This is a genomic window from Streptomyces sp. NBC_01171 (assembly GCF_045039805.1).
Taxonomy (GTDB): Bacteria; Actinomycetota; Actinomycetes; order Streptomycetales; family Streptomycetaceae; genus Streptomyces.
Genome location: NZ_CP108609.1, coordinates 152,676 through 175,141 on the forward strand (window position 1 = coordinate 152,676; position 22,466 = coordinate 175,141).

The 22,466-nt window shown below is 72.4% G+C and carries 22 protein-coding genes and 2 pseudogenes; 7 read left to right on the forward strand and 17 right to left on the reverse strand.

Going from position 1 to position 22,466, the window contains the following annotated elements; all coding sequences use genetic code 11:
- Positions 1 to 3: 3 nt before the first annotated feature.
- The 5 genes from OG448_RS00715 to OG448_RS00735 form a co-directional block, all read right to left on the reverse strand.
- Positions 4 to 1,026, reverse strand: a complete 1,023-nt coding sequence (locus OG448_RS00715) for an ABC transporter permease (RefSeq protein WP_405550616.1) — start codon at positions 1,024 to 1,026, stop codon at positions 4 to 6.
- The gene (locus OG448_RS00720) at positions 1,026 to 1,991 is read right to left on the reverse strand and encodes an ABC transporter permease (protein ID WP_405550618.1); all 966 of its coding nucleotides are present in this window, start codon (positions 1,989 to 1,991) and stop codon (positions 1,026 to 1,028) included. Before OG448_RS00720 ends, OG448_RS00715 begins: the two co-directional genes overlap by 1 nt.
- The gene (locus tag OG448_RS00725) at positions 1,984 to 3,549 is read right to left on the reverse strand and encodes a sugar ABC transporter ATP-binding protein (protein WP_405550621.1); all 1,566 of its coding nucleotides are present in this window, start codon (positions 3,547 to 3,549) and stop codon (positions 1,984 to 1,986) included. Before OG448_RS00725 ends, OG448_RS00720 begins: the two co-directional genes overlap by 8 nt.
- A 68-nt stretch (positions 3,550 to 3,617) precedes the next feature.
- Positions 3,618 to 4,703 carry an ABC transporter substrate-binding protein gene (locus tag OG448_RS00730; protein WP_405550623.1) on the reverse strand — a complete coding sequence of 362 codons (1,086 nt, stop codon included), beginning with the start codon at positions 4,701 to 4,703 and terminating at the stop codon, positions 3,618 to 3,620.
- Positions 4,704 to 4,861: 158 nt separating this feature from the next.
- Complete coding sequence (locus OG448_RS00735) at positions 4,862 to 5,899, reverse strand: substrate-binding domain-containing protein (protein WP_391296656.1); 1,038 nt, start codon at positions 5,897 to 5,899, stop codon at positions 4,862 to 4,864.
- 151 nt (positions 5,900 to 6,050) lie between these two features.
- Here OG448_RS00735 and OG448_RS00740 point away from each other — a divergent pair, with 151 nt between their 5' ends.
- Positions 6,051 to 8,699: a PA14 domain-containing protein gene (locus tag OG448_RS00740; RefSeq protein WP_405550625.1), complete on the forward strand. Its 2,649-nt coding sequence runs from the start codon at positions 6,051 to 6,053 to the stop codon at positions 8,697 to 8,699.
- Between the two features lie 90 nt (positions 8,700 to 8,789).
- Positions 8,790 to 11,174 carry an RICIN domain-containing protein gene (locus OG448_RS00745; protein ID WP_405550628.1) on the forward strand — a complete coding sequence of 795 codons (2,385 nt, stop codon included), beginning with the start codon at positions 8,790 to 8,792 and terminating at the stop codon, positions 11,172 to 11,174.
- Positions 11,175 to 11,193: 19 nt separating this feature from the next.
- Here OG448_RS00745 and OG448_RS00750 read toward each other — a convergent pair whose 3' ends face one another.
- From OG448_RS00750 to OG448_RS00775, 6 genes are all read right to left on the reverse strand, one after another.
- On the reverse strand, positions 11,194 to 11,502 hold the full coding sequence (locus OG448_RS00750) for a hypothetical protein (RefSeq protein ID WP_391296653.1): 309 nt from the start codon (positions 11,500 to 11,502) through the stop codon (positions 11,194 to 11,196).
- A 311-nt stretch (positions 11,503 to 11,813) separates the two neighbouring features.
- Positions 11,814 to 12,704: a YihY/virulence factor BrkB family protein gene (locus OG448_RS00755; RefSeq protein WP_405550630.1), complete on the reverse strand. Its 891-nt coding sequence runs from the start codon at positions 12,702 to 12,704 to the stop codon at positions 11,814 to 11,816.
- Positions 12,694 to 12,861: a hypothetical protein gene (locus tag OG448_RS00760; RefSeq protein ID WP_405550632.1), complete on the reverse strand. Its 168-nt coding sequence runs from the start codon at positions 12,859 to 12,861 to the stop codon at positions 12,694 to 12,696. Before OG448_RS00760 ends, OG448_RS00755 begins: the two co-directional genes overlap by 11 nt.
- On the reverse strand, positions 12,861 to 13,817 hold the full coding sequence (locus tag OG448_RS00765; RefSeq protein WP_405550635.1) for a DUF6286 domain-containing Asp23/Gls24 family envelope stress response protein: 957 nt from the start codon (positions 13,815 to 13,817) through the stop codon (positions 12,861 to 12,863). Before OG448_RS00765 ends, OG448_RS00760 begins: the two co-directional genes overlap by 1 nt.
- Positions 13,814 to 13,999, reverse strand: coding sequence for a hypothetical protein (locus tag OG448_RS00770; protein ID WP_356431762.1), 186 nt, complete (start codon positions 13,997 to 13,999; stop codon positions 13,814 to 13,816). Before OG448_RS00770 ends, OG448_RS00765 begins: the two co-directional genes overlap by 4 nt.
- Positions 14,000 to 14,067: 68 nt before the next feature.
- On the reverse strand, positions 14,068 to 14,571 hold the full coding sequence (locus OG448_RS00775; protein ID WP_405550638.1) for an Asp23/Gls24 family envelope stress response protein: 504 nt from the start codon (positions 14,569 to 14,571) through the stop codon (positions 14,068 to 14,070).
- A 330-nt stretch (positions 14,572 to 14,901) separates the two neighbouring features.
- Between OG448_RS00775 and OG448_RS00780 the strand changes: the two genes are divergently transcribed.
- From OG448_RS00780 to OG448_RS00800, 5 genes are all read left to right on the forward strand, one after another.
- Positions 14,902 to 15,444, forward strand: coding sequence for an RNA polymerase sigma factor (locus tag OG448_RS00780; protein WP_405550640.1), 543 nt, complete (start codon positions 14,902 to 14,904; stop codon positions 15,442 to 15,444).
- Complete coding sequence (locus OG448_RS00785) at positions 15,441 to 16,070, forward strand: Asp23/Gls24 family envelope stress response protein (RefSeq protein WP_405550642.1); 630 nt, start codon at positions 15,441 to 15,443, stop codon at positions 16,068 to 16,070. The genes OG448_RS00780 and OG448_RS00785 overlap by 4 nt, the downstream gene beginning before the upstream one ends.
- Entirely contained in the window at positions 16,063 to 16,413 is a 351-nt protein-coding gene (locus tag OG448_RS00790) for a hypothetical protein (RefSeq protein WP_405550644.1), read from the forward strand. Before OG448_RS00785 ends, OG448_RS00790 begins: the two co-directional genes overlap by 8 nt.
- 130 nt (positions 16,414 to 16,543) lie before the next feature.
- On the forward strand, positions 16,544 to 17,128 hold the full coding sequence (locus OG448_RS00795) for a sigma-70 family RNA polymerase sigma factor (RefSeq protein WP_405550646.1): 585 nt from the start codon (positions 16,544 to 16,546) through the stop codon (positions 17,126 to 17,128).
- Positions 17,125 to 17,874 (forward strand): anti-sigma factor domain-containing protein, encoded by a 750-nt coding sequence (locus OG448_RS00800; protein ID WP_405550649.1) that lies wholly within the window; start codon positions 17,125 to 17,127, stop codon positions 17,872 to 17,874. The genes OG448_RS00795 and OG448_RS00800 overlap by 4 nt, the downstream gene beginning before the upstream one ends.
- Before the next feature lie 65 nt (positions 17,875 to 17,939).
- Here OG448_RS00800 and OG448_RS00805 read toward each other — a convergent pair whose 3' ends face one another.
- The 6 genes and pseudogenes from OG448_RS00805 to OG448_RS00830 all read right to left on the reverse strand — a co-directional run bounded on the left by OG448_RS00805 (position 17,940) and on the right by OG448_RS00830 (position 22,396).
- Positions 17,940 to 18,743 carry a DUF1295 domain-containing protein gene (locus tag OG448_RS00805; protein ID WP_405550651.1) on the reverse strand — a complete coding sequence of 268 codons (804 nt, stop codon included), beginning with the start codon at positions 18,741 to 18,743 and terminating at the stop codon, positions 17,940 to 17,942.
- A pseudogene (locus tag OG448_RS00810) lies at positions 18,740 to 18,946 on the reverse strand (SAM-dependent methyltransferase); the annotation flags it as partial. The gene OG448_RS00805 and the pseudogene OG448_RS00810, both read right to left, overlap by 4 nt.
- A pseudogene (locus tag OG448_RS00815) lies at positions 18,947 to 19,129 on the reverse strand (SAM-dependent methyltransferase); the annotation flags it as partial. It lies immediately after the preceding pseudogene.
- Positions 19,126 to 20,409: a class I SAM-dependent methyltransferase gene (locus OG448_RS00820; protein ID WP_405550652.1), complete on the reverse strand. Its 1,284-nt coding sequence runs from the start codon at positions 20,407 to 20,409 to the stop codon at positions 19,126 to 19,128. The gene OG448_RS00820 and the pseudogene OG448_RS00815, both read right to left, overlap by 4 nt.
- Positions 20,406 to 21,143 (reverse strand): DUF1365 domain-containing protein, encoded by a 738-nt coding sequence (locus OG448_RS00825; RefSeq protein WP_405550655.1) that lies wholly within the window; start codon positions 21,141 to 21,143, stop codon positions 20,406 to 20,408. The genes OG448_RS00820 and OG448_RS00825 overlap by 4 nt, the downstream gene beginning before the upstream one ends.
- Positions 21,140 to 22,396: an NAD(P)/FAD-dependent oxidoreductase gene (locus OG448_RS00830; RefSeq protein ID WP_405550656.1), complete on the reverse strand. Its 1,257-nt coding sequence runs from the start codon at positions 22,394 to 22,396 to the stop codon at positions 21,140 to 21,142. Before OG448_RS00830 ends, OG448_RS00825 begins: the two co-directional genes overlap by 4 nt.
- Positions 22,397 to 22,466: the final 70 nt, after the last annotated feature.

Genomic DNA, 22,466 nt, shown 5'->3' on the forward strand with positions numbered 1-22,466 from the left:
CGTTCAGCCGACCCGGCGCCGCCTGGCCAGCCAGGTCTGGGCGACGACGACCAGGACGAGGAACGCCCCGCTGACCACCTGCTGGTAGGCGGAGTCGAGGGAGCCGATCTGGTTGATGACGTTCTGGATGACCTTGAGCAGCAGCACGCCGACGAGGGAGCCGCTGACGTAGCCGAGACCGCCGGTGAGCAGGGTGCCGCCGATGACGACGGCGGCGATCGCGTCCAGCTCCATGCCGTAGCCGAGGATGGTGACGCCGGAGGCGAGGTAGGCCGCGTTCAGCGCCCCGGCCAGGCCGGCCAGCAGCCCGGACAGGGTGTACACGCTGATCTTGGTGCGGGCGACCGGCGCGCCCATCAGCGCGGCCGCCTGTTCGTTGCCGCCCACGGCGTACACCCGCTGCCCGAACCGGGTGCTGCGCAGCAGCACGGCACCGCCCACGAACAGAACGGCCGTGATCCAGACCGGCGTTCCGATGCCGAGCAGCTTGCCCTGGCCGAGGGAGGCGAAGACGGAGTCGGGGTCCACGAGGAAGGTGTCGGCGCCCTCGTCGGTGATGGCCAGCATGAGTCCGCGGGCGGCGAGCATCGAGGCGAGGGTGACGATGAACGGCGCGAGCCCGGTACGGGCCACCAGCAGCCCGTTGACCAGGCCGATCGCGGCGCACACCGCCAGGGGCAGCAGCAGCGCGACGACGGTGCCGTACTGGGAGCCCCAGGCGGCGAGGACTCCGCCGAGGACGAAGACGGAACCGACGGAGAGGTCGATGCCGCCGCTGACGATGACGAAGGTCATGCCCAGGGCGACGGTGGCGAGGAACGACGAGGAGATGGCGATGTTGCCGAGGTTGTCGCCGGTGGCGAAGGAGTCGAAGGACAGCGAGGCCACGGCGGCGAGGACCACGAGGGCGACCAGGGCGCCGTGCCGCTGGGCGAGGGCGGCCACCCGGTCTCCGCGCCGGGTGGTGTCGCCGGGGGCGGGCGCGGTCCGTCCGGCGGTCGCGGGCTGTTCCTTGGTGCTGGGCATCACCGCTTCCCCCTCTCCCGTGCCGCGTACACCGCGAGCACGATCACCACGGCCTGGGCGATCTGGGTCCAGGACGAGGGCAGGTCGTGTTTGATGAGGGTGGCCGTCAGGAGCTGAATGAGGACGGCGCCGGCCACCGTGCCGCCGATGCGTACGCGTCCGCCGGTGAGCGGGGTGCCGCCGACGACGACGGCGGTGATGGCGGACAGTTCCATCAGGTTGCCCAGCGAGCTGGGGTCGCTGGCCTGGAGCCGGGCCGTGGCGAGGAACCCGGCGACGGCGGCGAGGACGCCCGAGCAGACGTAGACCGTGATCAGGACCCGGTGCACGGGCAGTCCGGCGAGCTGGGCCGCGGGGCGGCTGTCGCCGATGGCGAGGAGCCGGCGGCCGAAGGTCGTCCGGCGCACCACGAAGCCGACGATCAGGGCGAGGGCGGCCGCGATCAGCGCGAGGTAGGGGACGCCGGCCACGCCGCCGGAGCCGAGCGTGGCCATGGCGGGGTCGCGCACGTCCTTGAGCTGGGGCAGCAGCACCAGGGCGATGCCCCGGCCGCCGACCATGAGCGCGAGGGTGGCGACGATGGGCTGGACGCCGACGAACGCGATGAGCGAGCCGTTGGCCAGGCCGATGACGGCGCCGCCGACCAGCGCGGCCACCAGGGCGAGCCAGGGTCCGTAGCCGAGGTAGAGGGAGGTGACGGAGGTGGCCAGGGCCATCACGGCGCCGACGGAGAGGTCGATGCCCTCGGTGCCGATGGCCAGCGCCATGCCGAGGGCGACGATCAGCACCGGGGAGACCTGGACGGCCTGGGTGCGGAAGTTCTCGCCGGAGACGAAGTGGTCGGTGAAGCACACGTTGAACAGCAGCAGGACGGCGAGGCCCAGGTAGACGCCGTAGTTCTGGAGCCAGCCGACGACCGTGGACCGGTCGGGCAGCGTCCTGTTGTCCAGGGCGAGTTCAGTCATGACGGGGCGCCTCCTCCTCGGCGGCCTCGGCGATGGCCCGCAGGAGCTGGTCGGCGCCGACCTCGTCCCCGGTCAGCTCGCCGACGACCGAGCCGTCCCGGAGCACCACCACCCGGTCGGACCCTTCGATGAGTTCCTCCACGTCGGAGGAGATCAGCAGCACGCCGAGGCCGTTCCCGGCGAGTTCGTCGATGAGCTTCTGCACCTCGGCCTTGGCGCCGATGTCGATGCCGCGCGTCGGCTCGTCGAGCAGCAGCACCTTGGGGTGCATGGCCAGCCAGCGGGCCAGCAGCACCTTCTGCTGGTTGCCTCCGGACAGTTCGCCGACCTTCTGGTGGGGGCTGGCGGCCTTGATCCGCAGCCGTTTCATGAAGGTGTCGACCACGGCGTCGACGCGGGCCTCGGAGACGAGCCCGAAGCGGGACATGCGGGGCAGCGCGGCCAGCGCGATGTTCTCCCGGACGGACAGGCCCGGCACGATCCCCTCGGACTTGCGGTCCTCGGGCAGCAGGCTGATCCCGGCGCGGATCGCGGCGGCGGCCGACCCGGTGCGCACGGGCCGCCCGTCCACGGTGACCTCGCCGGCGCCGAGCGGCAGGGCGCCCGCGATGGCCTTGGCGGTCTCGGTACGCCCCGAGCCGAGCAGTCCGCCGAGGCCGACGACCTCACCGGGGCGGATGTCGAGCGAGACGTCGTTGAGTTGATGGCGTCGCGTCAGGTTCCGTGCGCTGAGCACCGGTTGGGTCCCGGCGTCGTGGCTGCCGGTGAACTTGGTGACGCCCTCGGCGCGGACCTCGCTGGTCTCGCGGCCCAGCATCAGGGAGACCAACTGCAGGCGGCCGGTCTCGGCGAGCGGACCGGTGTGCACCAGGCGGCCGTCGCGGAGCACGGTGACCGTGTCGCAGATGGCGTACAGCTCGTCCATGCGGTGGCTGACGTACAGCACGGCGATGCCCTGTTCGCGCAGTCGCCGGATGACGCCGAACAGGGTCTCCACCTCGCGGGGTTCGAGCGAGGAGGTGGGTTCGTCCATGACGACCACGCGGGCGTCGACCGAGGCGGCGCGGGCGAGGGCGACCATCTGCTGGGCGCCGACGCCGAGTTCGCGCAACGGGCGGCGGACGTCGACGTGAACGCCGTACTCGGCCATGGTCTCCTGCGCCTCGCGGTGCATGCGGGAGAAGTCGATCAGGCCGAGGCGGGTGCGGGGTTCGCGGCCGAGGAAGAGGTTGCGGGCCACGCTCATCAGGGGGATGAGGTTGACCTCCTGGTAGATCGTGGAGATCCCGGCGTGCTGCGCGGCGAGCGGGGTGGGGAAGGCCACCGCCTCGCCCCGGTGGCGCAGTTCGCCCTCGTCGGGGCGGTAGACACCGGTGAGGACCTTGATCAGGGTGGACTTGCCCGCGCCGTTCTCGCCGACCAGGGCGTGGGTCTGGCCCGCCCGCAGGGTGAACGTCACGTCGTCCAGGGCCAGTACACCGGGGAAGCGCTTGGTCAGACCGGTGACGGCGAGGACTTCGTCGGGTGGTGCGGTCACGGCTGCTCTCCATGGGGTCATGGGCGACGTGCCTGCTCGGGGCGCCGAGAGCCTTCAGGAAGCTCTCGGCGCCCGGTCGAAGTGGGCGCTCAGTACGCCTTGTTCAGGTCGGCCTTGGCGTTCGCCTCGGTGTACTGGCTGTCCTGGATGACGATGTCCTCGCCGACCGGCTTGCCCTGGGTGAAGGAGTCCAGGGTGGCGAAGGCCAGCGGCCCGAAGCGCGGGTTGGACTCGATGACGGCGCTGATCCAGCCGTCCGCGATGCCCTGCACGGCATTACGGGTGCCGTCGATGGTCACGATCTTCACGGCGCCGGGCTTCTTGCCCGCGCCCTTGAGGGCGTTGACCGCGCCGAGACCCATCTCGTCGTTCTCGGCGTAGATCGCCTTGATGCCGGGCTTGGACTGGATGAGCTGCTCGGTGACCGACTGGCCCTTCTCGCGGGTGAACTCGCCGGTCTGTTTGAAGACGACCTTGAGCCCCGGGGCCTTGGCCTTGACGCGGTCCTCGAAGCCCTTGGTCCGCTCGGTGGTGACGTTGTTGCCGGCGGCGCCGAGCAGGATGGCGATCTCGCCCTTGCCGCCGGTCGCCTCGATCAACTGGTCGGCGGCGCGGCGCCCCTGGGCGACGAAGTCGGAGCCGATGAAGCTGACGTAGTCCTTGCAGGGGGCCGCGTTGATCTGCCGGTCGATGGTGATGATCGGGATCTTCTTGGCCTGGGCGGAGCGGAGCACCGGCTCCCAGCCGTCGGAGTTCAGCGGGGCGATCACGAGCAGCTTGGCGCCCTTGGCGATGAGGTCCTGCACATCGCTGATCTGCTTGGAGAACTGCGACTGGGCGTTGGCGGTGAGCAGCTTGATGCCGCGCTTGGACGCCTCGGCCTTGATGGAGGCCGTCTCCGCGATGCGGAACGGGTTCGCCTCCTTCTCCGACTGGGAGAAGCCGACGACGGCGTTCTTCAGGTCGAGCTTGTCGGCGCCGTAGTCACCGATCGCGCAGGTCTTGCCGCCGCCGCTCTCGGCGACCTGCTTGCCCGCGTCGTCGCCCGCGCTGCTCGTCTGCGCGGGGGCGGAGTTGTCGCTCTCGGACTTGGTGCAGCCGGTGACGAGCGCCAGCCCGGCGACGAGCCCCAGGGCGAGGATGTTTCTGGTGGTGGTGCGGGAGTGCGGCTTCATGCGGATTACCCCACTTCGGGACTGCGGAAGGCCGTCCGGCCGTGACCAGATCAGGATGCTTTTTACATCGTTGGAAGTGCCGTGTAAACACCCCGCGCGGGACGACACCGAACCGGTATCAGCGCCAACTAAGGATTACGCAAGGGGATTTGTGCTGGTCAGAACGAGTGCGGGCGCCGTCCGAGGGTGCTCTCCCGCTCCACCAGGGTGAAGCCGGGCTGGAGCAGCCGGGCGGCCCGGGGGGCCTCGTGGTTCTGGTCTCCCTTGAGCCGGCCGACGACGGACTCGACGGCGAGCCGGGCGATGGCCTCCTTGTCGGGCGAGACGGTCGTCAGGGTGACGGCGGCGTACCGCGACTCGGTGACGTCGTCGAAGCCGACCACCGCGATGTCCTCGGGCACCCTCAGCCCCCGCTCGAACATCACCCGCATCGCGCCCAGCGCGACCAGGTCGTTGTAGGCGAACACCCCGTCGGGGCGCTCCCCTGAGTCCAGCAGTTCGGCCATGGCGCGGGCGCCGTCCTCGTGGCCCCAGCCGCTCGTGGTGGCGACCAGCCGTTCGTCCACCGCCACCCCGGAGGCGGCCAGTTCGGCCTGCCAGCCGATGAACCGCAGGTGGGCGGGCTGGTGCGAGTGGTCACGGCGGGCGCCGAGGAAGGCGATCCGGCGCCGGCCGAGGGCGAGCAGATGGCGTACGGCGGCGCGGGCGGCGGCGATGTTGTCGATGACGATGTGGTCGTAGGGCAGGTCGTAGCGGCGCTCGCCGAGCAGGACCAGCGGCGCGTCGTCGCGGCGGGCGGCGAGGTCCTCGGTCTCCAGCTCCAGCGGGCTGAGGATCAGGCCGTCCATGACCCGGGCGCGGAAGCCCTGGCAGACCAGGATCTCCTGTTCGCGCTGGCCCTGGGTGTGGTCGAGCAGGACGGTGTACTCGTGCTGGGCGGCGGCGTCGATGACGGCGCCGGCCAGCTCCGCGAAGTAGGAGTTGCCGAGTTCCGGTACGGCCAGGCCGATGATCCCGGTGCGGCCCTTGCGGAGGTGCCGGGCGGTCAGATTCGGCCGGTAGCCCAGCTCGTCGATGGCCGACTGGACACGGGCCCGCATGGCCGGCGTGACGTGCGGATAGTCGTTGACCACGTTCGAGACGGTCTTCACGGAGACCCCCGCACGTTCGGCCACGTCCTTCAGACTCACGCGCATCCTCAGTCCTCCCACGCCTCGTGTCAGACACCTGGACAGAGCGCAGGAGGCGTGTTCTCATGCCAACTGCCCTTGTTTCCAACGTTATACAAGATGTGCTGGAGCACGGGCAGAGCACGCACCCGCAACTCCGTTCCCCCCGGAGGTACTCGTGCCACCATCCTCTCTCCGCAGGTCCCGCCCGCACCGCTGGCTGGCCTCCGCGTTCACCGCTCTGACGCTCGTGGTCTCGGGCGCCGCCGCCTCCCAGGCGTCCCCGGCGTCCCCGGCCACGCCGAAGGCCGACGGCGCGGCCGAGGCCCACGGTCTCAAGGGTGAGTACTACACCCAGTCGGCGTCCGGAGCCTTCGACTTCGCCACGCTGAAGGCGACCGCCTTCGACCCCTCGCTCGACTTCCCCGACCTCGAACCGCGCCTGAAGGCCCGCGCCGGGCAGCAGGACGACGTGAGCGTGCGCTGGACCGGCCGGCTCACCCCGGAGAAGTCCGGCGCGCACACCTTCTCGATCACCGGCGACAACGGCTTCCGGCTGTGGGTCGACGGCAAGGAGGTCATCGACCACTGGGTGGACGACTGGGACCGCGAGCAGAACTCGGCGCCCGTCACCCTGGAGGCGGGCCACGCCTACGACATCAAGGTGGAGTACTTCGAGCACTACGGCGGCTCCAACCTGCATGTGCGCTGGACGCCGCCCGGCGGTGCCAAGGAGGCGATCCCGCAGTCGGCGTTCAGCCTGCCCGACGGGTTCACCTACAACGGCCCGCTGGACTCGGCGATCCAGCCGGACGGCAAGACCCTGGTGCTGGACTTCGCCCAGCAACTCAAGGCTCCCCCGGCCGGGTTCGACGACCACCTCGACATCGATGTCGGCGGCTCCGCCTGGCCGCGCGGCACCGCGCGTCTGGACGCCTCCGACCCGAGCAAGCTGATCGTCCCGCTGACCGAGCCGGTGGTCGGCGGCCACGGCGGCTACGCGGACCTGCGCTACGACGGCAAGGGCGGCCTGACCGGCACCGACGGCGTGGCGGTCTCCGACTTCTGGAGCACGGGCAGCAACCACTCCACGTACCAGCTCCGCACGCCGTGGGCCGACAAGGTGAGCCCCACCAACGCCCATCCGGAGTACCCGCGGCCGCAGTTGACCCGCGACAAGTGGAAGAACCTCAACGGCACCTGGGAGTTCGCGGGCGCCGAGGCCGGCGAGCAGCCGCCCACCGGCAAGAAGAAGCTCGGCGAGAAGATCCTGGTGCCCTACCCCGTCGAGTCCCAGCTCTCCGGGATCGAACGGCACGAGGACCGCATGTGGTACAAGCGGACCTTCACCGTGCCCGCCGACTGGCGGGTGCACGGCACGCGCCGGCTCCAGCTCAACTTCGACGCGGTGGACTGGCAGGCCGTGGTGTACGTCAACGGCAAGAAGGTCGGTGAGCACAAGGGCGGTTACGACCGGTTCAGCCTGGACGTGACCGACGCGCTGAAGAAGAACGGCGGCCTCCAGGAGCTGATCGTCGGCGTCTACGACCCGACCGACTCGGCGAACGGCGAGAACCCGCCGATGGGCAAGCAGCGGCTGGACCCCAGCGGCATCTGGTACACGCCCAGCTCCGGCATCTGGCAGACGGTGTGGATGGAGCCCGTCGGCCGGGACCGCGCCGAGGACGTGAAGACCACCCCCGACCTGGCGAACCGCTCGGTGTCGGTGAGCGTGCGCGGGGTGCGGGACAGCGTGCCGGTCACGGCCGTCGCCTACGACGGCGGCCGCGAGGTCGGCCGGGCGAGCGGTACCGGCGGCAAGGCGTTCTCGGTGCCGGTCCCCCGCCCGCACCTGTGGACCCCGGACGACCCGCACCTGTACCAGCTCAAGGTCACCGTCGGCAGGGGCGACAACACCGACCGGGTGGGCAGCTACTTCGGTATGCGCTCGGTCGAGGTCAAGACGGTGGACGGCAAGCAGCGCACCCTGCTCAACGGCAAGCCGGTGTTCCTGATGGCCACGCTCGACCAGGGCTTCTGGCCCGACGGTCTGCACACCGCGCCGACCGACGACGCGCTCGCCTACGACCTGAAGGTGCACAAGCAGCTCGGCTACAACTCGGTGCGCAAGCACATCAAGGTGGAGCCGGACCGCTGGTACTACTGGGCGGACAAGCTGGGTCTCATGGTCTGGCAGGACATGCCGGCGATGAACACGGTCAACCCGTCGGCGCCGGCCCGTACCGAGTACGAGCACGAGCTGAAGGAGATGATCCTCCAGCACGACAGCCACCCCTCGGTGGTCATGTGGGTCACCTTCAACGAGGGCTGGGGCCAGTACGACCAGGCGCGGATCGCGGACTACGCCAAGTCCCTCGACCCGACCCGGCTGGTCAACAACATGAGCGGCCTGAACTGCTGCGGCGCGGTGGACGGCGGCAACGGCGACATCGCCGACGCCCACGGCTACCCGAGCCCCCAGGTCCCGCAGGCGGACGGCCGCAGGGCCCTGGTCAGTGGCGAGTACGGCGGCCTCGGCCTGGGTGTCCCCGGACACGCCTTCCCGGTCCAGATGACCTACGTGGGCGTGACCCCGGAGACGTACACCGACGTCTACCTCGACCGGCTGAAGGAGGTCGAGCAGCTCGCGGCCTGCAAGGGCAGCAACGGCGCCGTGTACACCCAGATCACGGACGTCGAGGGCGAGTTGAACGGTCTGCTCACCTATGACCGCAAGGTCCTCAAGGCCGACACCAAGCGGCTGCACGCCGCGCACGAGGCGCTGATCAAGGGCGCCGAGAACGGCACGCTCACCTGCACCTCCTGACACACCCGAAGTACCGCGCGGCCCGCCCCGCCTTCACCGGCGGGGCGGGCCGCGCACCCCCATGCCGGACTCACCCCCAGGAGCGCCCGCATGTCCCTCGACCGACGTCACTTCCTGGCCGCCGGCGCGCTGGCGCTGGGCTCGGCCGCACTGTCCGGCCCGCTGGCGTACGCCACCCCCGCCGCCCGCGCGCTGGCCCCGGCCGCCTTCACCCGCCTCGCGCCGGGCAGCATCACCGCCCGGGGCTGGCTGGCCGGCCAACTCAAGCTCCAGCTCGACGGGTTGTGCGGCCGCTACGACCAGCGCTCGCACTTCCTGGACTTCGACGCCTCCGGCTGGGTCCACCCCGAGAAGCCAGGCTGGGAAGAACTCCCTTACTGGCTCCGGGGCTTCGTCCCGCTCGCCATCGCCACCGGGGACGCCGACGCGCTGGCCAGAGCCCGCCGCTGGATCGACGCGGTGCTGGCCACCCAGCAGTCCGACGGGTTCTTCGGCCCGCGCGCCCTGCGCACCTCACTGGACGGCGGCCCCGACTTCTGGCCGTTCCTGCCGCTGCTGATGGCCCTGCGGACCTGGCAGGAGTACGCGGGCGACCAGCGGATCATCCCGTTCCTGACCCGCTTCCTGACCTTCATGAACGCCCAGGGCAAGGGCGCCTTCGACCACAGTTGGATCGCCACCCGCTGGGGCGACGGTCTCGACGTCGCACTGTGGCTGCACGACCGCACCGGCGACGCCTACCTGCTGGACCTCGCCGACAAGATGCACACCTGGGGCGCCGACTGGACCGGTCCGCTGCCCACCCCGCACAACGTCAACATCGCCCAGGGCTTCCGGGAACCCGCCCAGTACGCCCGGCGTTCCGGCTCGGCCTCGGACACGGGTGCCACGTACCGCACGTACGACCAAGTGCTCGGTACCTACGGGCAGTTCCCCGGTGGCGGGTTCGCCGGGGACGAGAATCTGCGGCCGGGTTTCGGTGATCCCCGGCAGGGGTTCGAGACGTGCGGGATCGTCGAGTTCATGGCCAGCCACGAGCTGCTCACACGGGTCACCGGGGACCCGGTGTGGGCGGACCGCTGCGAGGAGCTGGCATTCAACATGCTGCCCGCCGCGCTCGATCCGCAGGGCCGGGCGGTGCACTACGTCACCAGCGCGAACAGCGTCGACCTGGACAACGCGGTGAAGACGCAGGGGCAGTTCCAGAACGGCTTCGCCATGCAGTCGTTCCAGCCCGGCGTCGACCAGTACCGCTGCTGTCCGCACAACTACGGCATGGGCTGGCCCTGTTTCACCGAGGAGCTGTGGCTCGCCACCCCGGACCAGGGTCTGGCGGCCGCCCTGTACGCGCCCTGCCGGGTCACGGCCACCGTGGCCGGAGGCACGCGGGTCACCGTCACCGAGGAGACCGACTACCCCTTCGGCGAGACGGTCCGGCTCACCCTGTCCACGCCCCGCACGGTCCGCTTCCCCCTACGCCTGCGGGTGCCGGGCTGGTGCGCGGACCCGGTGCTCACGGTGAACGGCCGGACGGTGGCCGCGCGACCGGGCCCCACCTTCGTCACCGTGGACCGTACCTGGGCGAACGGCGACGTCATCGCCCTGAAGCTCCCCCAGCGCACGACGGTCCGCACCTGGACGGGCGGCGAGAACTCGGTCAGCGTGGCACACGGCCCGCTGACGTACGCGCTGAAGATCGGTGAGCGCTACGTCCGGTACGCGGGCGACGACACCTTCCCCGAGTACGAGGTGCACGCCACCACCCCGTGGAACTACGGGCTGGTGCCGGGCGCGGTGCCGGAGTTCGTCCGGGCGGGGGGTGCGGTCCCCGCCAACCCGTTCACCCTGGAGGGCACGCCCGTGCGGCTGACGGCGCAGGCCCGCCGTATCCCCGAGTGGGTGGCGGACGACGAGCACGTGGTCGCGCCGCTCCAGCCGAGCCCGGCCCGGTCCGCCTCCCCCGTCGAGACGGTGACCCTGGTCCCGATGGGGGCGGCGCGGCTGCGGATCAGCAGCTTCCCCACCGCCGCGCCGGACGGCCGCCCGTGGACCCCGGAGCCGCCGTTCCGGCAGATACGGAACAAGCACAGCGGCAAGGTGCTCGCCGTGGACAACATGTCCACGGCCAACAGCGCCCGGGTGGTGCAGTACGACGACACGCCGACCGGCGACCACGCCTGGCAGTTGCTCGACCGGGGGGACGGCTGGTTCCTGGTCCGCAACGGTCACAGCGGCAAGGTGCTGGGCGTGGCCGGCATGTCCACGGCCGACAGCGCACTGGTCGTCCAGTTCGAGGACAACGGCACGGACGACCATCTCTGGCGGCGCCTGGACAGCGGTGACGGCTGGTTCCGGCTCCAGAACAAGCACAGCGGGAAGGTGCTCGGCGTGGACAACATGTCCACGGCAAACAGCGCCCAGGTGGTGCAGTTCGCGGACAACGGCACCGACGACCATCTGTGGCGGATCGGGTAGCCGTCAGGAGTCGTCCCGGTCAGCTCGGCCGGGACGACTCCAGCAGGTCGCACTCGATGAACGAGGGCGGGCTGGTGCACAGGGCCGCCATGCGCTCGGCGAAGGCGCGGGCCTCGGGGTCGTGACGGCTGCGCGCGGCCGCCTCCAGGGAGGCGAACTCCAGCACCTCGTAGTAGCGGTCGTCCTTGCTCTTGTCCTTGAGGACTGCCTGGTAGGTGGGGCCGTGCTGCATGCCCCCGAAACGCCGGTCGATGTCCATCGCCAGGGTGCGCATCTCGTCGATGCGGTCGGTGTCGAAGGCGATGATCTGCACGAACTTCTCGGCCACGGTTCCTCCAGCCGGCCAGGGCGCCGCCACCGGGGCGGGGACGGCTCAGCACCCAACGAAACACGGCCGGTCGCGGTCGGCAATTCGTCGCGGTGCGTTCGCCGTACGGCACGCCCGGCCGCGCATGGGTGTCCGGCCCCTCCCGGTACGAGTGTCACCACTGATGGTGGCGCGGTGCCACGGCGTGCGACGGTGTCAGGGACCCCGCGCCCCGAACCGAGACCGTCGACGGCACGGGGCCGCACGCCCGGCCCCGGCCCTTCCATGGCCGCGGGATCGCCGCCCGGCTCCTGGACCCGACCCGCCCCCGCTCAGTCGGCCGGCGGGGACGGTTCGGCCGGGGTCCGGCTCAGCTCGGCGGTGAACTGGGCGCCCGTGAGCAGGGCGAGGTTGGACAGCCAGAGCCAGATCAGGAAGACGACCGAGCCCGCGAGCGATCCATAGAGCCTGCTGTAGCCGCCGAGCACCGAGGTGTAGAGCGCGAAGCCGCCCGACACCGTGATCCACAGGGTGGCGGCGAGCACTCCGCCGGGCAGGCTGTGGCCGCGCCGCTTGGCCTGCGCGGGGCCCGTGCGGAAGACGACCACGATCAGCACGACCGCGAGGATCAGCAACAGGGGCCACCGCAGCAGGCGCCACACCCATGCGACCGTGGCGTCGAGGCCGAAGAAGCGCCCGGCGGCCTCGGCGACCGGCCCGGTGAGCAGCAGCACCAGGGCGCTTACCAGGAGCAGGCCGAGCAGCCCCAGCGCCGTGAGCACGATCCGGTGGGCCTTGCGCAGGGGCGAACGGTGGTCCTCGACGCGGTGCATGCGGTGCAGGGAGCGACGGAAGACCGCCAGATAGCTGGAGGCGGACCAGATGGCGCTGGCCGTCCCGGCGACCAGCAGTGGCCAGATCGAGGCGTCGGGGCGCAGCATGCGGCCCAGCACGTCGTGGAGTTCGCCACCGGACTCGGCGGGGGCGTAGGCGGTGACCTGAGTGATGAACCGTTCCGCTGTGCCGGGGCTGATCAGCGCGAAAGCGATGACGGTGGCCAGGAGGGCGGGCAGCACGGTCAGGATGGCGTAGTAGGTGAGGGCGGCGGCGTCGTCGGAGACGTCGTCGCGCCACATGGACAGCGGTGTGCGGCGCAGCGCCGCGCCCCACCCGGTGGGCCGGGGCGGCCGGGTGGCGGCGGGGGCGTGTTGTTCAGCGGACATGCGGTACCTGCTGGGATCGGGCGCTCAGGCGCACCCGGCCGTGGACGGGACAGGGGGCGGCGGCCGATTCGGCCCCGCCGAGGAGCCGGGTGACACCGGGCAGCACGGCGTCGGGGGTGGTGGCGGCGAGGACGCAGCGGTTGAGGGCGGTGCGCATCAACTCCCTCCGGCGGGCGCCACGGCCCCGAGGGGCGTCGGCGCGGCCTCGGCCGGGGGCGGGGCCCACACCGGCAGGGGGCGTACGGCGACGCGCAGCCGCAGCGGGCGGCGCAGTCCGCACTCGGCGAGGGCGCGGCGCGCGGCGTCCGTGATCTGGTCCCGGACGGCGGCGCGGTCCCCGAAGACGAGGGCGGCGCGTACGGTGGCGCGGCGGCGCCGGACCCGTACGGCGACGGCGTCGACGCCCTCGGTCCCGGCGGCCGTGTCCCGGAGCAGCGCGGCGACGGCCCCCCGGTCGAGGGCGACCCGGGTGGCCGGTGCCGGGGAGTGTGCGGTGAGCAGACCGCGCCGGCCGGGGGTGACGGCGAGGACGATCAGCCAGACGCCGAGCAGGACGCAGCCGAGGGCGGCGGCGGTGAGGGGTTCGCCGGGTCCGTGCACGTACAGCCAGTGCAGGGCGCCGGTGCGCCAGAGGGCGGCCGGGCGGTGTCCGGTGTGCACCAGGATGAGGTCGGTGGCGAGGGCGCCGCAGGTCAGGGTGGCGAGCAGGGTGAGTACGCCGAGGGGCAGCCTGCGCTGCGCCCACCAGCGACGCGGAACCCGGCCGCCGGGGGCCGGGACGCCGTCCGGTTCCGTCGTGCGGGCCGGTTCCGTCGTGCGGTCCGGGGTGAGCGCGGTGACGCCGACGCGGGCCGTGCGCACGTCCAGGCCGGTCAACTCGCCGGTACGGGCCGTCACATGGTCCTGGACGCGGCGCACGGTGGGGGTGAGCCGCGCCGGGTAGGGCAGGGCGACGTCGACCGCGACCTCGGCCCGGCCACCGCTTACGGCGGCCGAGGAGCCGGTCGCCCGCGCGGCGCGGCCGGGCAGCGCCTCGGTGACGGCGCGGCCGGCGATCCGGCGGACGGCACGGGCGGAGACCGTGATGGTGCCGCGCCGCTCGGGGGCGGTCATCGGCGGCCCCGATCGAAGGCGTGCCGCAGGTCCCTGGCGCGCCCGCCCCGGTCGAACCAGTACCCGACCGCGTAGCCGACCGCGCCGAGCGCGGCCACGAGCAGGAACGCGCCGAAGCCGCCGAACCAGCCGGCGAACGCAAGCGCGATGCCGGCGATCAGCCCTACCAGCGCTCTGTCCATCTGTCCGTCCCATTCTTACGCGCCCTGCTGAGGCGCTCTTCAGCACTGCTCTTACCCGCCGCCCGGACTCAGGCCACGCGGGAGGTGGTCTCCGGGGCGCTGTCCTCGTCTTCGGGCAGGTGGACGTCGTTGATGGTGACGTTGACCTCGACGACCTCCAGGCCGGTGATCCGCTCGACGGCGTCGATGACGTTCTCCCGGACGTCGCGGGCGAGGTCGGCGATGGGGACGCCGTACTCCACGACCAGGGCGAGGTCGATGGCGGTCTGCCGCTCGCTCACCTCGACCTTGACGCCCCGGCCGACGTTGGAGCGGCCGCCGGGGACACGGTCGCGGACGGCGCCGATGGTGCGGGAGAGCCCGCCGCCCATGGCGTGCACACCGGGGATCTCGCGCGCGGCCACGCCGGCGACCTTGACGACGACGACATCGGCGATGGAGGTCCGGCCGCGCGTGGCGGCGGGCTCGTCGGCTCCGGTGGCACCGCCCGCGAGGGCCGTGGTGGCCGACTGCTGGTTCGTGGCGGGGACCGCAGGGACGATAGCGGGGGCGGGCGCGCTCTGGACGCTCATGACCAGGTCCTCTCGATGGGCCGTACTGCCGTTGTCGCTCGTTGGACCCGGCCGGTCCACGCATGTGACGCGGATTCCCGGATTTTCTCCGCTGAAGCCTGTCCGCGCCCCGGTGACGCGCCCCACGACCTGCATCCACCTGGGTTTCCGCGCCTGAAGTAGCCGATGAGGGGCACGGCAGGAAAGGGGCGCGGCGGATTCCGCGCCACAAAGCCGCCTTCGAGGCGTCGAAGAGGCAGGACGACGGAGAGGAGCCGCCCGGTGTCGGGGGTCCGCAGACAGATCGCGTGTCCGGGACCGGAACGCGCGCCCGACGACACCCCGGTGCGGGTGGCACGCCCGGACGACGGCCTGTTGACGGTGCGTGCGGCCGAGGGCGACGAGGAGGCGTTCGCCGTGCTGGTGCGCGAGCACGCCCCCGCGCTGGTCGGCCTCGCCACCCGGCTGCTGGGCGACCGTACGGAGGCGGAGGACGCGGTGCAGGACGCCTTCATCAGCGCTTGGCGCCGGCTGCCGGAGTTCCGGCGGCACTCCTCCTTCGGCACCTGGATGTACCGCATCGTCACCAACCGCTGCCTGCACATCCTCCGGGCGTGCCGGCCGGTGACGTCGCTGGAGGCGGCCGGCCGGTTCGCCGCGCCGGAGTACGACTCCCCCGAGCGGGTCACCGAGGCGCGGGACGCGGTGCGCGGGATGCGCCGGGCGCTGGACGACCTCTCGGCGGAGCAGCGGGCCTGCTGGGTGCTGCGCGAACTGGACGGGCATTCCTACGAGTTCATAGCGGAGACGGTCGGCATCAGCCAGGAGGCGGTGCGCGCCCGCGTCTTCCGCGCACGACGCTGTCTGACACGAGCACTGGGGGCCTGGCGATGACCACGCACACCGACCCGCCCGACCGGTACACCGGGCCCGACGGCGACGACGAGCGGCTCGCCTGCGGGCGGCTGCTGTCCGGCGTCTGGGAGGGCTGGGAGCAGGCCGACCCCGACCCGCACCGCGCCACCTGCCCGCACTGCAAGAACGCGGTCCGGGAACTCACGCTGCTGGAGGCCACCGTCCGGGAGTTGCGCGAGGAGACCGCCCCGGCGGAGGCCGGCTACGACCCCTCGGCGCTGACCCGGCGCGTGATGGACGTGGTCCGGATGGAGCTGCGGCCCGGCCGCCCGGTACCGCTCGGGGACGACGACGAGGATTTGTGGGTGATGGAGGCGGTCGCGGCGCGCACCCTGCGCGCCGCCGCCGAGACCGTCACCGGGGTCCGCGCGGGTTCGTGCCGGATCGCCCCGCCGGACGGCGCCCGGCGGGGCGGGGTGACGGTGCGCCTGGAGGTGCACGCCCCGCTGGGTGTGCCGCTGGAGGAGGTGGCCGAGGAGGTGCGGCTGCGGGTGGCCGAGGCGGCCCGGCTGCGGCTGGGGCTGCGGCTCGCGTCGGTGGACATCCGGATCGTCGACCTCGTGGACGCTCCGGCCGGATTCGAGGAAGGGCCGGGCGATGACTGACCGCGCGCTGCGCACCATGCTCACCGAGGAGATCGCCGCGGCCGTCGAGGCCGTGCCGGGGGTGGCGTTCCTGCGGCCGGGCCTCGGCGGGCGGCTGCGCTCGGCGCTGCCGCGCGGCACGAGCGGGGCGAACGGCGGCCGGGCGGTGCCCTCCGGGGTGCGGCTGAGCCAGCCGGACGAGGGCGGGCCGTGGCAGGTGGAGATCCATGTCGTGGCGCGCGGGCACGTCCGCACGCTGGACGTGGCCCGTGCCGTCGGACGGGCCGTGGAAGTACGGCTGGCCGGGCTGCTGCCCGGCCGGCGGGCGCCGAAGGTCACCGTGACCGTCACCGGGCTGGTCTGAGCCCGGCACCCGTCGTCGTTATTCGTCCGGGTGACCAATCCGCGACCGCCCTGGCCTCGGATTACGCGGGGACGACTCCCGTGGGCACACGTGGGGGCCCCGCCGCGGCGCAACGTGGGAGAGGACAGTTGTGAAGGAAGCCGTCTACATCGGCAGTAACCCGGCAGCGGAACCGGACTTGCAGCAGTTGCTGCACGAGGTGGCCCTCGGTGATCAGGAGGCGTTCGCCTCGGTCTACGACACCGTGGCCGGTCCGGTGCTCGGGGTCGTCCGGGCGGTCCTGCGCGACGTGGCCCAGTCGGAGGAGGTGGCCCAGGACGTGCTGGTGGAGGTCTGGCGCACCGCTCCGCGCTACCGGCCCGACCGGGGTACCGCGATCAACTGGATTCTGACGCTCGCGCACCGGCGCGCGGTGGACCGCGTCCGCTCGGTGGAGGCGGCCGCCGCCCGGGACACCAAGGCGGCGCTGCTGGACCGTACGCCGGAGTACGACGAGGTGACCGAACAGGTGGAGTCCCGGCTGGAGCAGGAGCAGGTGCGGCGCTGTCTGCGCACGCTGACCGACCTCCAGCGTCAGTCGGTGACGCTCGCCTACTACCGGGGGCTGACCTACCGGGAAGTCGCGGAGGCGCTCGCGCTGCCGCTCGGCACCGTCAAGACACGACTGCGCGACGGCCTCATCCGGCTGCGCGACTGCCTGGGGGTGACCGCGTGACCATGACCGATCCGCACACGCTGACGGGTGCCTACGCGCTGCACGCGTTGCCCGACGACGAGCGCGCCGACTTCGAGCGCCATCTCTCCGGCTGCCCGTCCTGCGTCCGCGAGGTGGAGGAGTTCGAGGCGGCCGCGGCCCGGCTGGCACTGGCCGCTGCCGTGCCGGTGCGCCCGGCGATGCGGGAGGAGGTGCTGCACCGCGTCGGCTCGGTGCGCCAGCTCACTCCCGGTACCACCCCGGTGGAGCGGGTGCGCCGGAGCAAGGCGCTCGGCGCGGGCCCGGCCCGCTGGGCGCTGGCGGCGTGCGTGGCGGCGGCCGCCGTGTTCGGCGGTACGGCGGTGTGGCAGTACGACCGCGCCCAGGACGCCCAGCAGCGGGCGGCGCGGGCGGAGCGGCAGGCGTCCGACCTGGCCGGGGTGCTGGCGGCGCCGGACGCCAAGTCCCGCACGGTGAGGGTGGCGGGCGGCACCGGCACGGTGGTGGTCTCCGCCCAGCGGGACCGGGCGGTGTTCGTGTCGTCCAGGATGCCCGAGCCGCCGAAGGGCAAGGTGTACCAGCTCTGGTTCGACGACGGCGGCACCATGCGCGACGCCGGTCTGATGGACCCGGCACGCGCCAGCCAGACGGTGCTGATGAAGGGCACCGTGGACGGCGCCTCGGGCGTCGGGGTCACGGTGGAGCCGGCGGGCGGCTCGGCCAAGCCGACGAGCGCCCCGGTGACGGTGCTGAGCATGCCGTCGTAGGCGGAGAGACACGAATGGAGGGGAGCCCCGGTGATCCGGGGCTCCCCTCCTTTCGTGGTCCGGCGTCAGCCGCGTGGGGGAAGCGGGAAGAAGCCGCTGGTGCGGGAGGCGTACTCCGCCCAGCCGGGGCGGCCGGACATGCGGCGCTCCAGCAGGCGTTTGCCGCTGCCGTTGATCAGCAGATAGCTCATCACCAGCGGCGATACGAAGGAGACGACGGCGGATGCGACTCCGCCGTCGCAGGCGATCAGGAACAGGCCCCACCAGACGCAGAAATCGCCGAAGTAGTTAGGGTGCCGGGTGTAGCGCCACAGGCCCCGGTCCATGATGCGGCCCTTGTTCGCGGGGTCGGCCTTGAAGCGGGCCTTCTGGGCGTCGCCGACGGCCTCGAAGTAGATGCCGACCGCCCACAGGGCCACCCCGGGCCAGGCGAGCACCGAGACCGGGCCGGTCGCGTACTGGGCGGCCTGGACCGGCAGGGAGACCAGCCAGACGAGGGCGCCCTGGAGCAGGTACACCATGCGGAAGGCATACAGGTTGCGATTGCCCGGTGCCTTGCCGAGCAGCTCGTCGTAGCGCGGGTCCTCGCCGTGGCCGCGGCCGCGGCGCCCGATGTGGACGGCGAGCCGCAGGCCCCAGACGACGGTGAGGGCGGTGACGAGGGCCCGGCGGGCGAGGTCTCCCTCGCCCGCCGACGCGCCGAAGGTGGCCAGGGCGACCGCGGCGAAGGCGGCGCCCCAGGCGATGTCCACGATCCGGTGCATGCCCTTGCGGACGGCGACGGCGAAGGTGATCACCATGACGCCGAGCGCGGTGAGCGCCGCCCAGCCGAGGTTCGCGGCGAAGGCGCCCCAGGCGAAGCCGCTCACACCAGGTCCCGGTACCAGTCGGCGGCCTCGGAGAGGTCCAGCCCGCCGGCGCCCACGCGGTCCCGCCGTACGGAGAGGATCTGGTCGACGCCCATCCGGCCCTCCTCGAAGGCGAGCGACCCGCCGACCAGGTACAGCCGCCACACGCGGGCGGTCTCGGTGCCGACCAGGGCGACGACGTCGTCCCAGCGGCGTTCCAGGGTCCAGAGCAGGCGGCGCAGCGCCCGGCGGGAGCGCAGGACGACGACCGGGGCGTCGGACGGGCCGGTCTCGCTTCCGTCCCACGCGCGCAGCCGGACCGGCAGCGGGGCCCCGAGCGCGTCTTCGACGAGCACGGCCAGCCGGTGCGCGGCGCCGGTGCGGACGGCGGTGCGGAGGTCGGTCATCGAGTGGGCTCCTTGGTGAGCAGGTACTGCTGGACGTCGAGGTAGCCGGAGCGGAATCCGGCCTCGGAGTAGGCGAGGTAGAAGGTCCACAGGCGGCGGAAGACGTGGTCGAAGCCGAGGTCTTCGACGTCCTCGGCGCGCTCGGTGAACCGTTCGCGCCACAGCCTGAGGGTCTCGGCGTAGTGCGCGCCGAAGGCGTCGCGCCGGGTGACGGCGAGCCCGGTGTGCTCCTGGACTATCTGGTCGACGGCCTCGACGGAGGGCAGCAGGCCGCCGGGGAAGATGTACTTCTGAATCCAGGTGTGGGTGTCGCGGGAGGCGAGCATCCGGTCGTGCGGCATGGTGATGGCCTGGAGGGCGACCCGGCCGCCGCGAGCGAGGCGCTCGTCGAGGGTGCGGAAGTAGACGGGCCAGAACTCGGCCCCGACCGCCTCGATCATCTCCACGCTGACGATGGCGTCGTAGGTGCCCTCGGCCTCGCGGTAGTCGCACAGTTCGATGGCGACCCGGTCGGCGAGGCCCGCCTCGCGCACCCGCTGCCGGGCGAGGTCGCGTTGTTCGCGGGAGAGGGTCAGCGAGGTGACGTGGGCACCGCGGGCGGCGGCGCGCAGGGCGAGTTCGCCCCAGCCGGTGCCGATCTCCAGCAGCCGGGTGTCCTCGCCCACCTCCGCGAGGTCGAGCAGCCGGTCGATCTTGCGGTGCTGGGCGGCGGGGAGCAGGGCGTGCTCGGCGGGGAAGCCGCGGAAGACGGCGGAGGAATAGGTGAGGGTGTCGTCCAGGAAGAGCGCGAAGAGGTCGTTGGACAGGTCGTAGTGGCGACTGATGTTGTCGCGGGCGCCGGTCGCGGTGTTGCGCTGGGCGGCGGGCTGCCGCAGCGCCCACAGGCGGCGCAGCCGTTGCAGCGGGGCGGGGACGAGTTCGGCGGCGTGGGAGGCGAGCACGGTGAGCGCGCCGACCAGGTCAGGGGCGTGCCACTCCCCCGCCATGTACGACTCGCCGAAGCCGATCAGGCCGGTGGTGCCGATGCGGGCGTGGAAGGCGTCCGGGTCCCGCACCTCTATGAGCGGTCCGCCCAGGCCCAGGGTGGTGCCGTCGGGGAACCGGACGCGCAGGGGCAGTCCGCCGAGGGCGTGCCGTACGACGGCGGCGGCGGCGACGGTCCGTACCGGCCAGGACGCCTTGGGCACGGCGGCCACGTCGGGCCAGCGGCCGGCGTCCACCGGGGCCGGGACCGAGGCTGTCCCGGTCCTGGTCGTGGGGCGGGGGCGGGCTGTGGTCATGTGGCGTTCTCCGGGTCGTGGCGGACCTGGCGCGGCTGCACCGGCAGGCCCCTGAGGAACAGGCGGATGCCGTGGAAACGGATGGCGGCCGACACCGCGAGGGTCGACCAGGGGTGGCGCAGGGAGAGCCGCAGCAGCGCGCCCGGCGTGGCCGGGCGGCGGGTGCCGTGGACGCCGGCGGTGAAGGGCGGGCTGCCGGGCCGGTCCAGGCGCAGGGAGAGCTGGAGGCGTTCACCGGGCAGCGGGAGCCGCATGTGGTAGCGGCCGTCCACCGGATAGAAGGGCGAGACGTAGAACTCCTTGTCCGCGTCGGCCTTCCCGGCCGCGTCGGTGTGCAGCAGGTAGGCGTGGCGGCCGCCGTAGGTGTTGTGGACCTCGGCCACCACGCAGCGGGGGCGGCCCTCGGGGTCGTGGCACCAGTACAGGGTGAGGGGGTTGAAGACGTGGCCGAGGACGCGCGCGTGGGTGAGCATCACGACGCGGCCCCCTTCGAGGTCGATGCCGTGCTCGGCGAGGAAGCCGTCGAGCGCGGCCCGGATCGAGGGGGCGCGGCCGGTGAAGTGGTCGCGGGCCCGGAACCGGGCCAACGGGCGCAGCAGTAGGGGAAGTTCGGGTATGTGGTCGATGTCGACGAACCACATGTAGGTGCGGTGGCGCAGGGCATGGTGGATCGGCGCGCGGCGGGTGTGCCGGACGACGCACGGATAGAGGGCGGGCGCGGTGGCCGTGCTCACCAGGCCACCCCCAGCGCCTTCGCGGCCGCGACCCCGCTGCGGCAGCCGTCCTCGTGGAACCCCCACCCGTGGTAGGCGCCGGCGAACGCGGTGACGGGGGTGGCGAGTTCGGGCAGCCGCTGCTGCGCGGCCACCGACTCAGGGGTGTAGACGGGGTGTTCGTAGTTCATCCGGGCCAGGACGCGCACGGGGTCGACGCGGTCCTCGCCGCCGAGGGTGACGAGGTAGCGCCGGGGCGCGTCGAGGCGCTGGAGCCGGTTCATGTCGTAGGTGACGCGTACCCGGTCCGAGCCCGCCGAGCAGTTCGGCATGAGGTAGTTCCAGGAGGCGCGGGCGCCGGGGGCCCGGGGCAGCAGAGCGGAGTCGGTGTGCAGCAGGGTGGTGTTGTGGGAGTAGCGGAAAGCCCCCAGCACCTCCTTCTCGTCGGCGGTGGCGTCACCGAGCAGCCGGAGCGCCTGGTCGGGGTGGACGGCGACGACGACGTGGTCGTAGGAGTCGGTGGCGCCGTCCCGCGTGGTGATGTCGACGCCGTCGGCGTGGCGCAGGATGGTGCGGACCGGGGCACTGGTGCGGACCTCCTGCACCTCGGCCGCGACCCGGTCGACGTAGCTGCGTGAGCCGCCGGTCACGGTGCGCCACACGGGTGAGCCGGTGACGGAGAGCATGCCGTGGTGGTCGAGGAACCGGAAGAGGTAGGCGGCCGGGTAGTGCTGCGCGGTCTCGGCGTCGCAGGACCAGACGCAGGAGACCAGCGGCGTCATGAAGTGGGCCCGGAAGTACGGGGAGAAGCCCGCCCGGTCCATGAACCCGCCCAGGGTGAGCGTGGAGTGGCTCTCGTGCTCCAGCAGGGCGCGGGCGGCCCGGTGGAAGGCGGGGACCTCGGCCAGCATGCGCAGGTAGGGGGCGCGCAGCAGGTTGCGGGGCTGGGCGAGCAGGCCGCGGGCGCCGCGCGCACCGGTGTACTCCAGGCCGCAGCCCTCGCACCGCACCGACATGCTCATCTCCGACTCCTGCGTGGCGACGCCGAGTTCACGGAAGAGGCGGAGCAGGTACGGGTAGGTGCGCCGGTTGTGCACGATGAAACCGGAGTCGACCCGGTGGATGCGGCCGTCCGGGGCTGTGAGGTCGTGCGTGTGGGCATGGCCGCCGAGGCGGTCGTCCGCCTCGTACAGGGTGACGTGGTGGGCCCGGCGCAGCACATGGGCGGCGGTGAGTCCGGCGACTCCGCTGCCCACGACGGCGGTTCGGCGCATCGTGCTTTCCCTTCCGGGAGTGGGGTGTGAGGGGGAAAGGGCTGCGCGCCCGCCCGCTCCGGGACCCCGG

Bases quoted from the DNA above. Each gene is read 5' to 3' on its own strand.
- OG448_RS00770 (WP_356431762.1), bottom strand. From the start codon at position 13,999: ATGGACAGAGCGCTGGTAGGGCTGATCGCCGGCATCGCGCTTGCGTTC.
- OG448_RS00715 (WP_405550616.1), bottom strand. From the start codon at position 1,026: ATGCCCAGCACCAAGGAACAGCCCGCGACCGCCGGACGGACCGCGCCC.
- OG448_RS00730 (WP_405550623.1), bottom strand. From the start codon at position 4,703: ATGAAGCCGCACTCCCGCACCACCACCAGAAACATCCTCGCCCTGGGG.
- OG448_RS00735 (WP_391296656.1), bottom strand. From the start codon at position 5,899: ATGCGCGTGAGTCTGAAGGACGTGGCCGAACGTGCGGGGGTCTCCGTG.
- OG448_RS00830 (WP_405550656.1), bottom strand. From the start codon at position 22,396: ATGCGCCGAACCGCCGTCGTGGGCAGCGGAGTCGCCGGACTCACCGCC.
- OG448_RS00790 (WP_405550644.1), top strand. From the start codon at position 16,063: ATGACTGACCGCGCGCTGCGCACCATGCTCACCGAGGAGATCGCCGCG.
- OG448_RS00745 (WP_405550628.1), top strand. From the start codon at position 8,790: ATGTCCCTCGACCGACGTCACTTCCTGGCCGCCGGCGCGCTGGCGCTG.
- OG448_RS00775 (WP_405550638.1), bottom strand. From the start codon at position 14,571: ATGAGCGTCCAGAGCGCGCCCGCCCCCGCTATCGTCCCTGCGGTCCCC.
- OG448_RS00765 (WP_405550635.1), bottom strand. From the start codon at position 13,817: ATGACCGCCCCCGAGCGGCGCGGCACCATCACGGTCTCCGCCCGTGCC.
- OG448_RS00785 (WP_405550642.1), top strand. From the start codon at position 15,441: ATGACCACGCACACCGACCCGCCCGACCGGTACACCGGGCCCGACGGC.
- OG448_RS00755 (WP_405550630.1), bottom strand. From the start codon at position 12,704: ATGTCCGCTGAACAACACGCCCCCGCCGCCACCCGGCCGCCCCGGCCC.
- OG448_RS00820 (WP_405550652.1), bottom strand. From the start codon at position 20,409: ATGACCACAGCCCGCCCCCGCCCCACGACCAGGACCGGGACAGCCTCG.
- OG448_RS00760 (WP_405550632.1), bottom strand. From the start codon at position 12,861: ATGCGCACCGCCCTCAACCGCTGCGTCCTCGCCGCCACCACCCCCGAC.
- OG448_RS00720 (WP_405550618.1), bottom strand. From the start codon at position 1,991: ATGACTGAACTCGCCCTGGACAACAGGACGCTGCCCGACCGGTCCACG.
- OG448_RS00725 (WP_405550621.1), bottom strand. From the start codon at position 3,549: ATGACCCCATGGAGAGCAGCCGTGACCGCACCACCCGACGAAGTCCTC.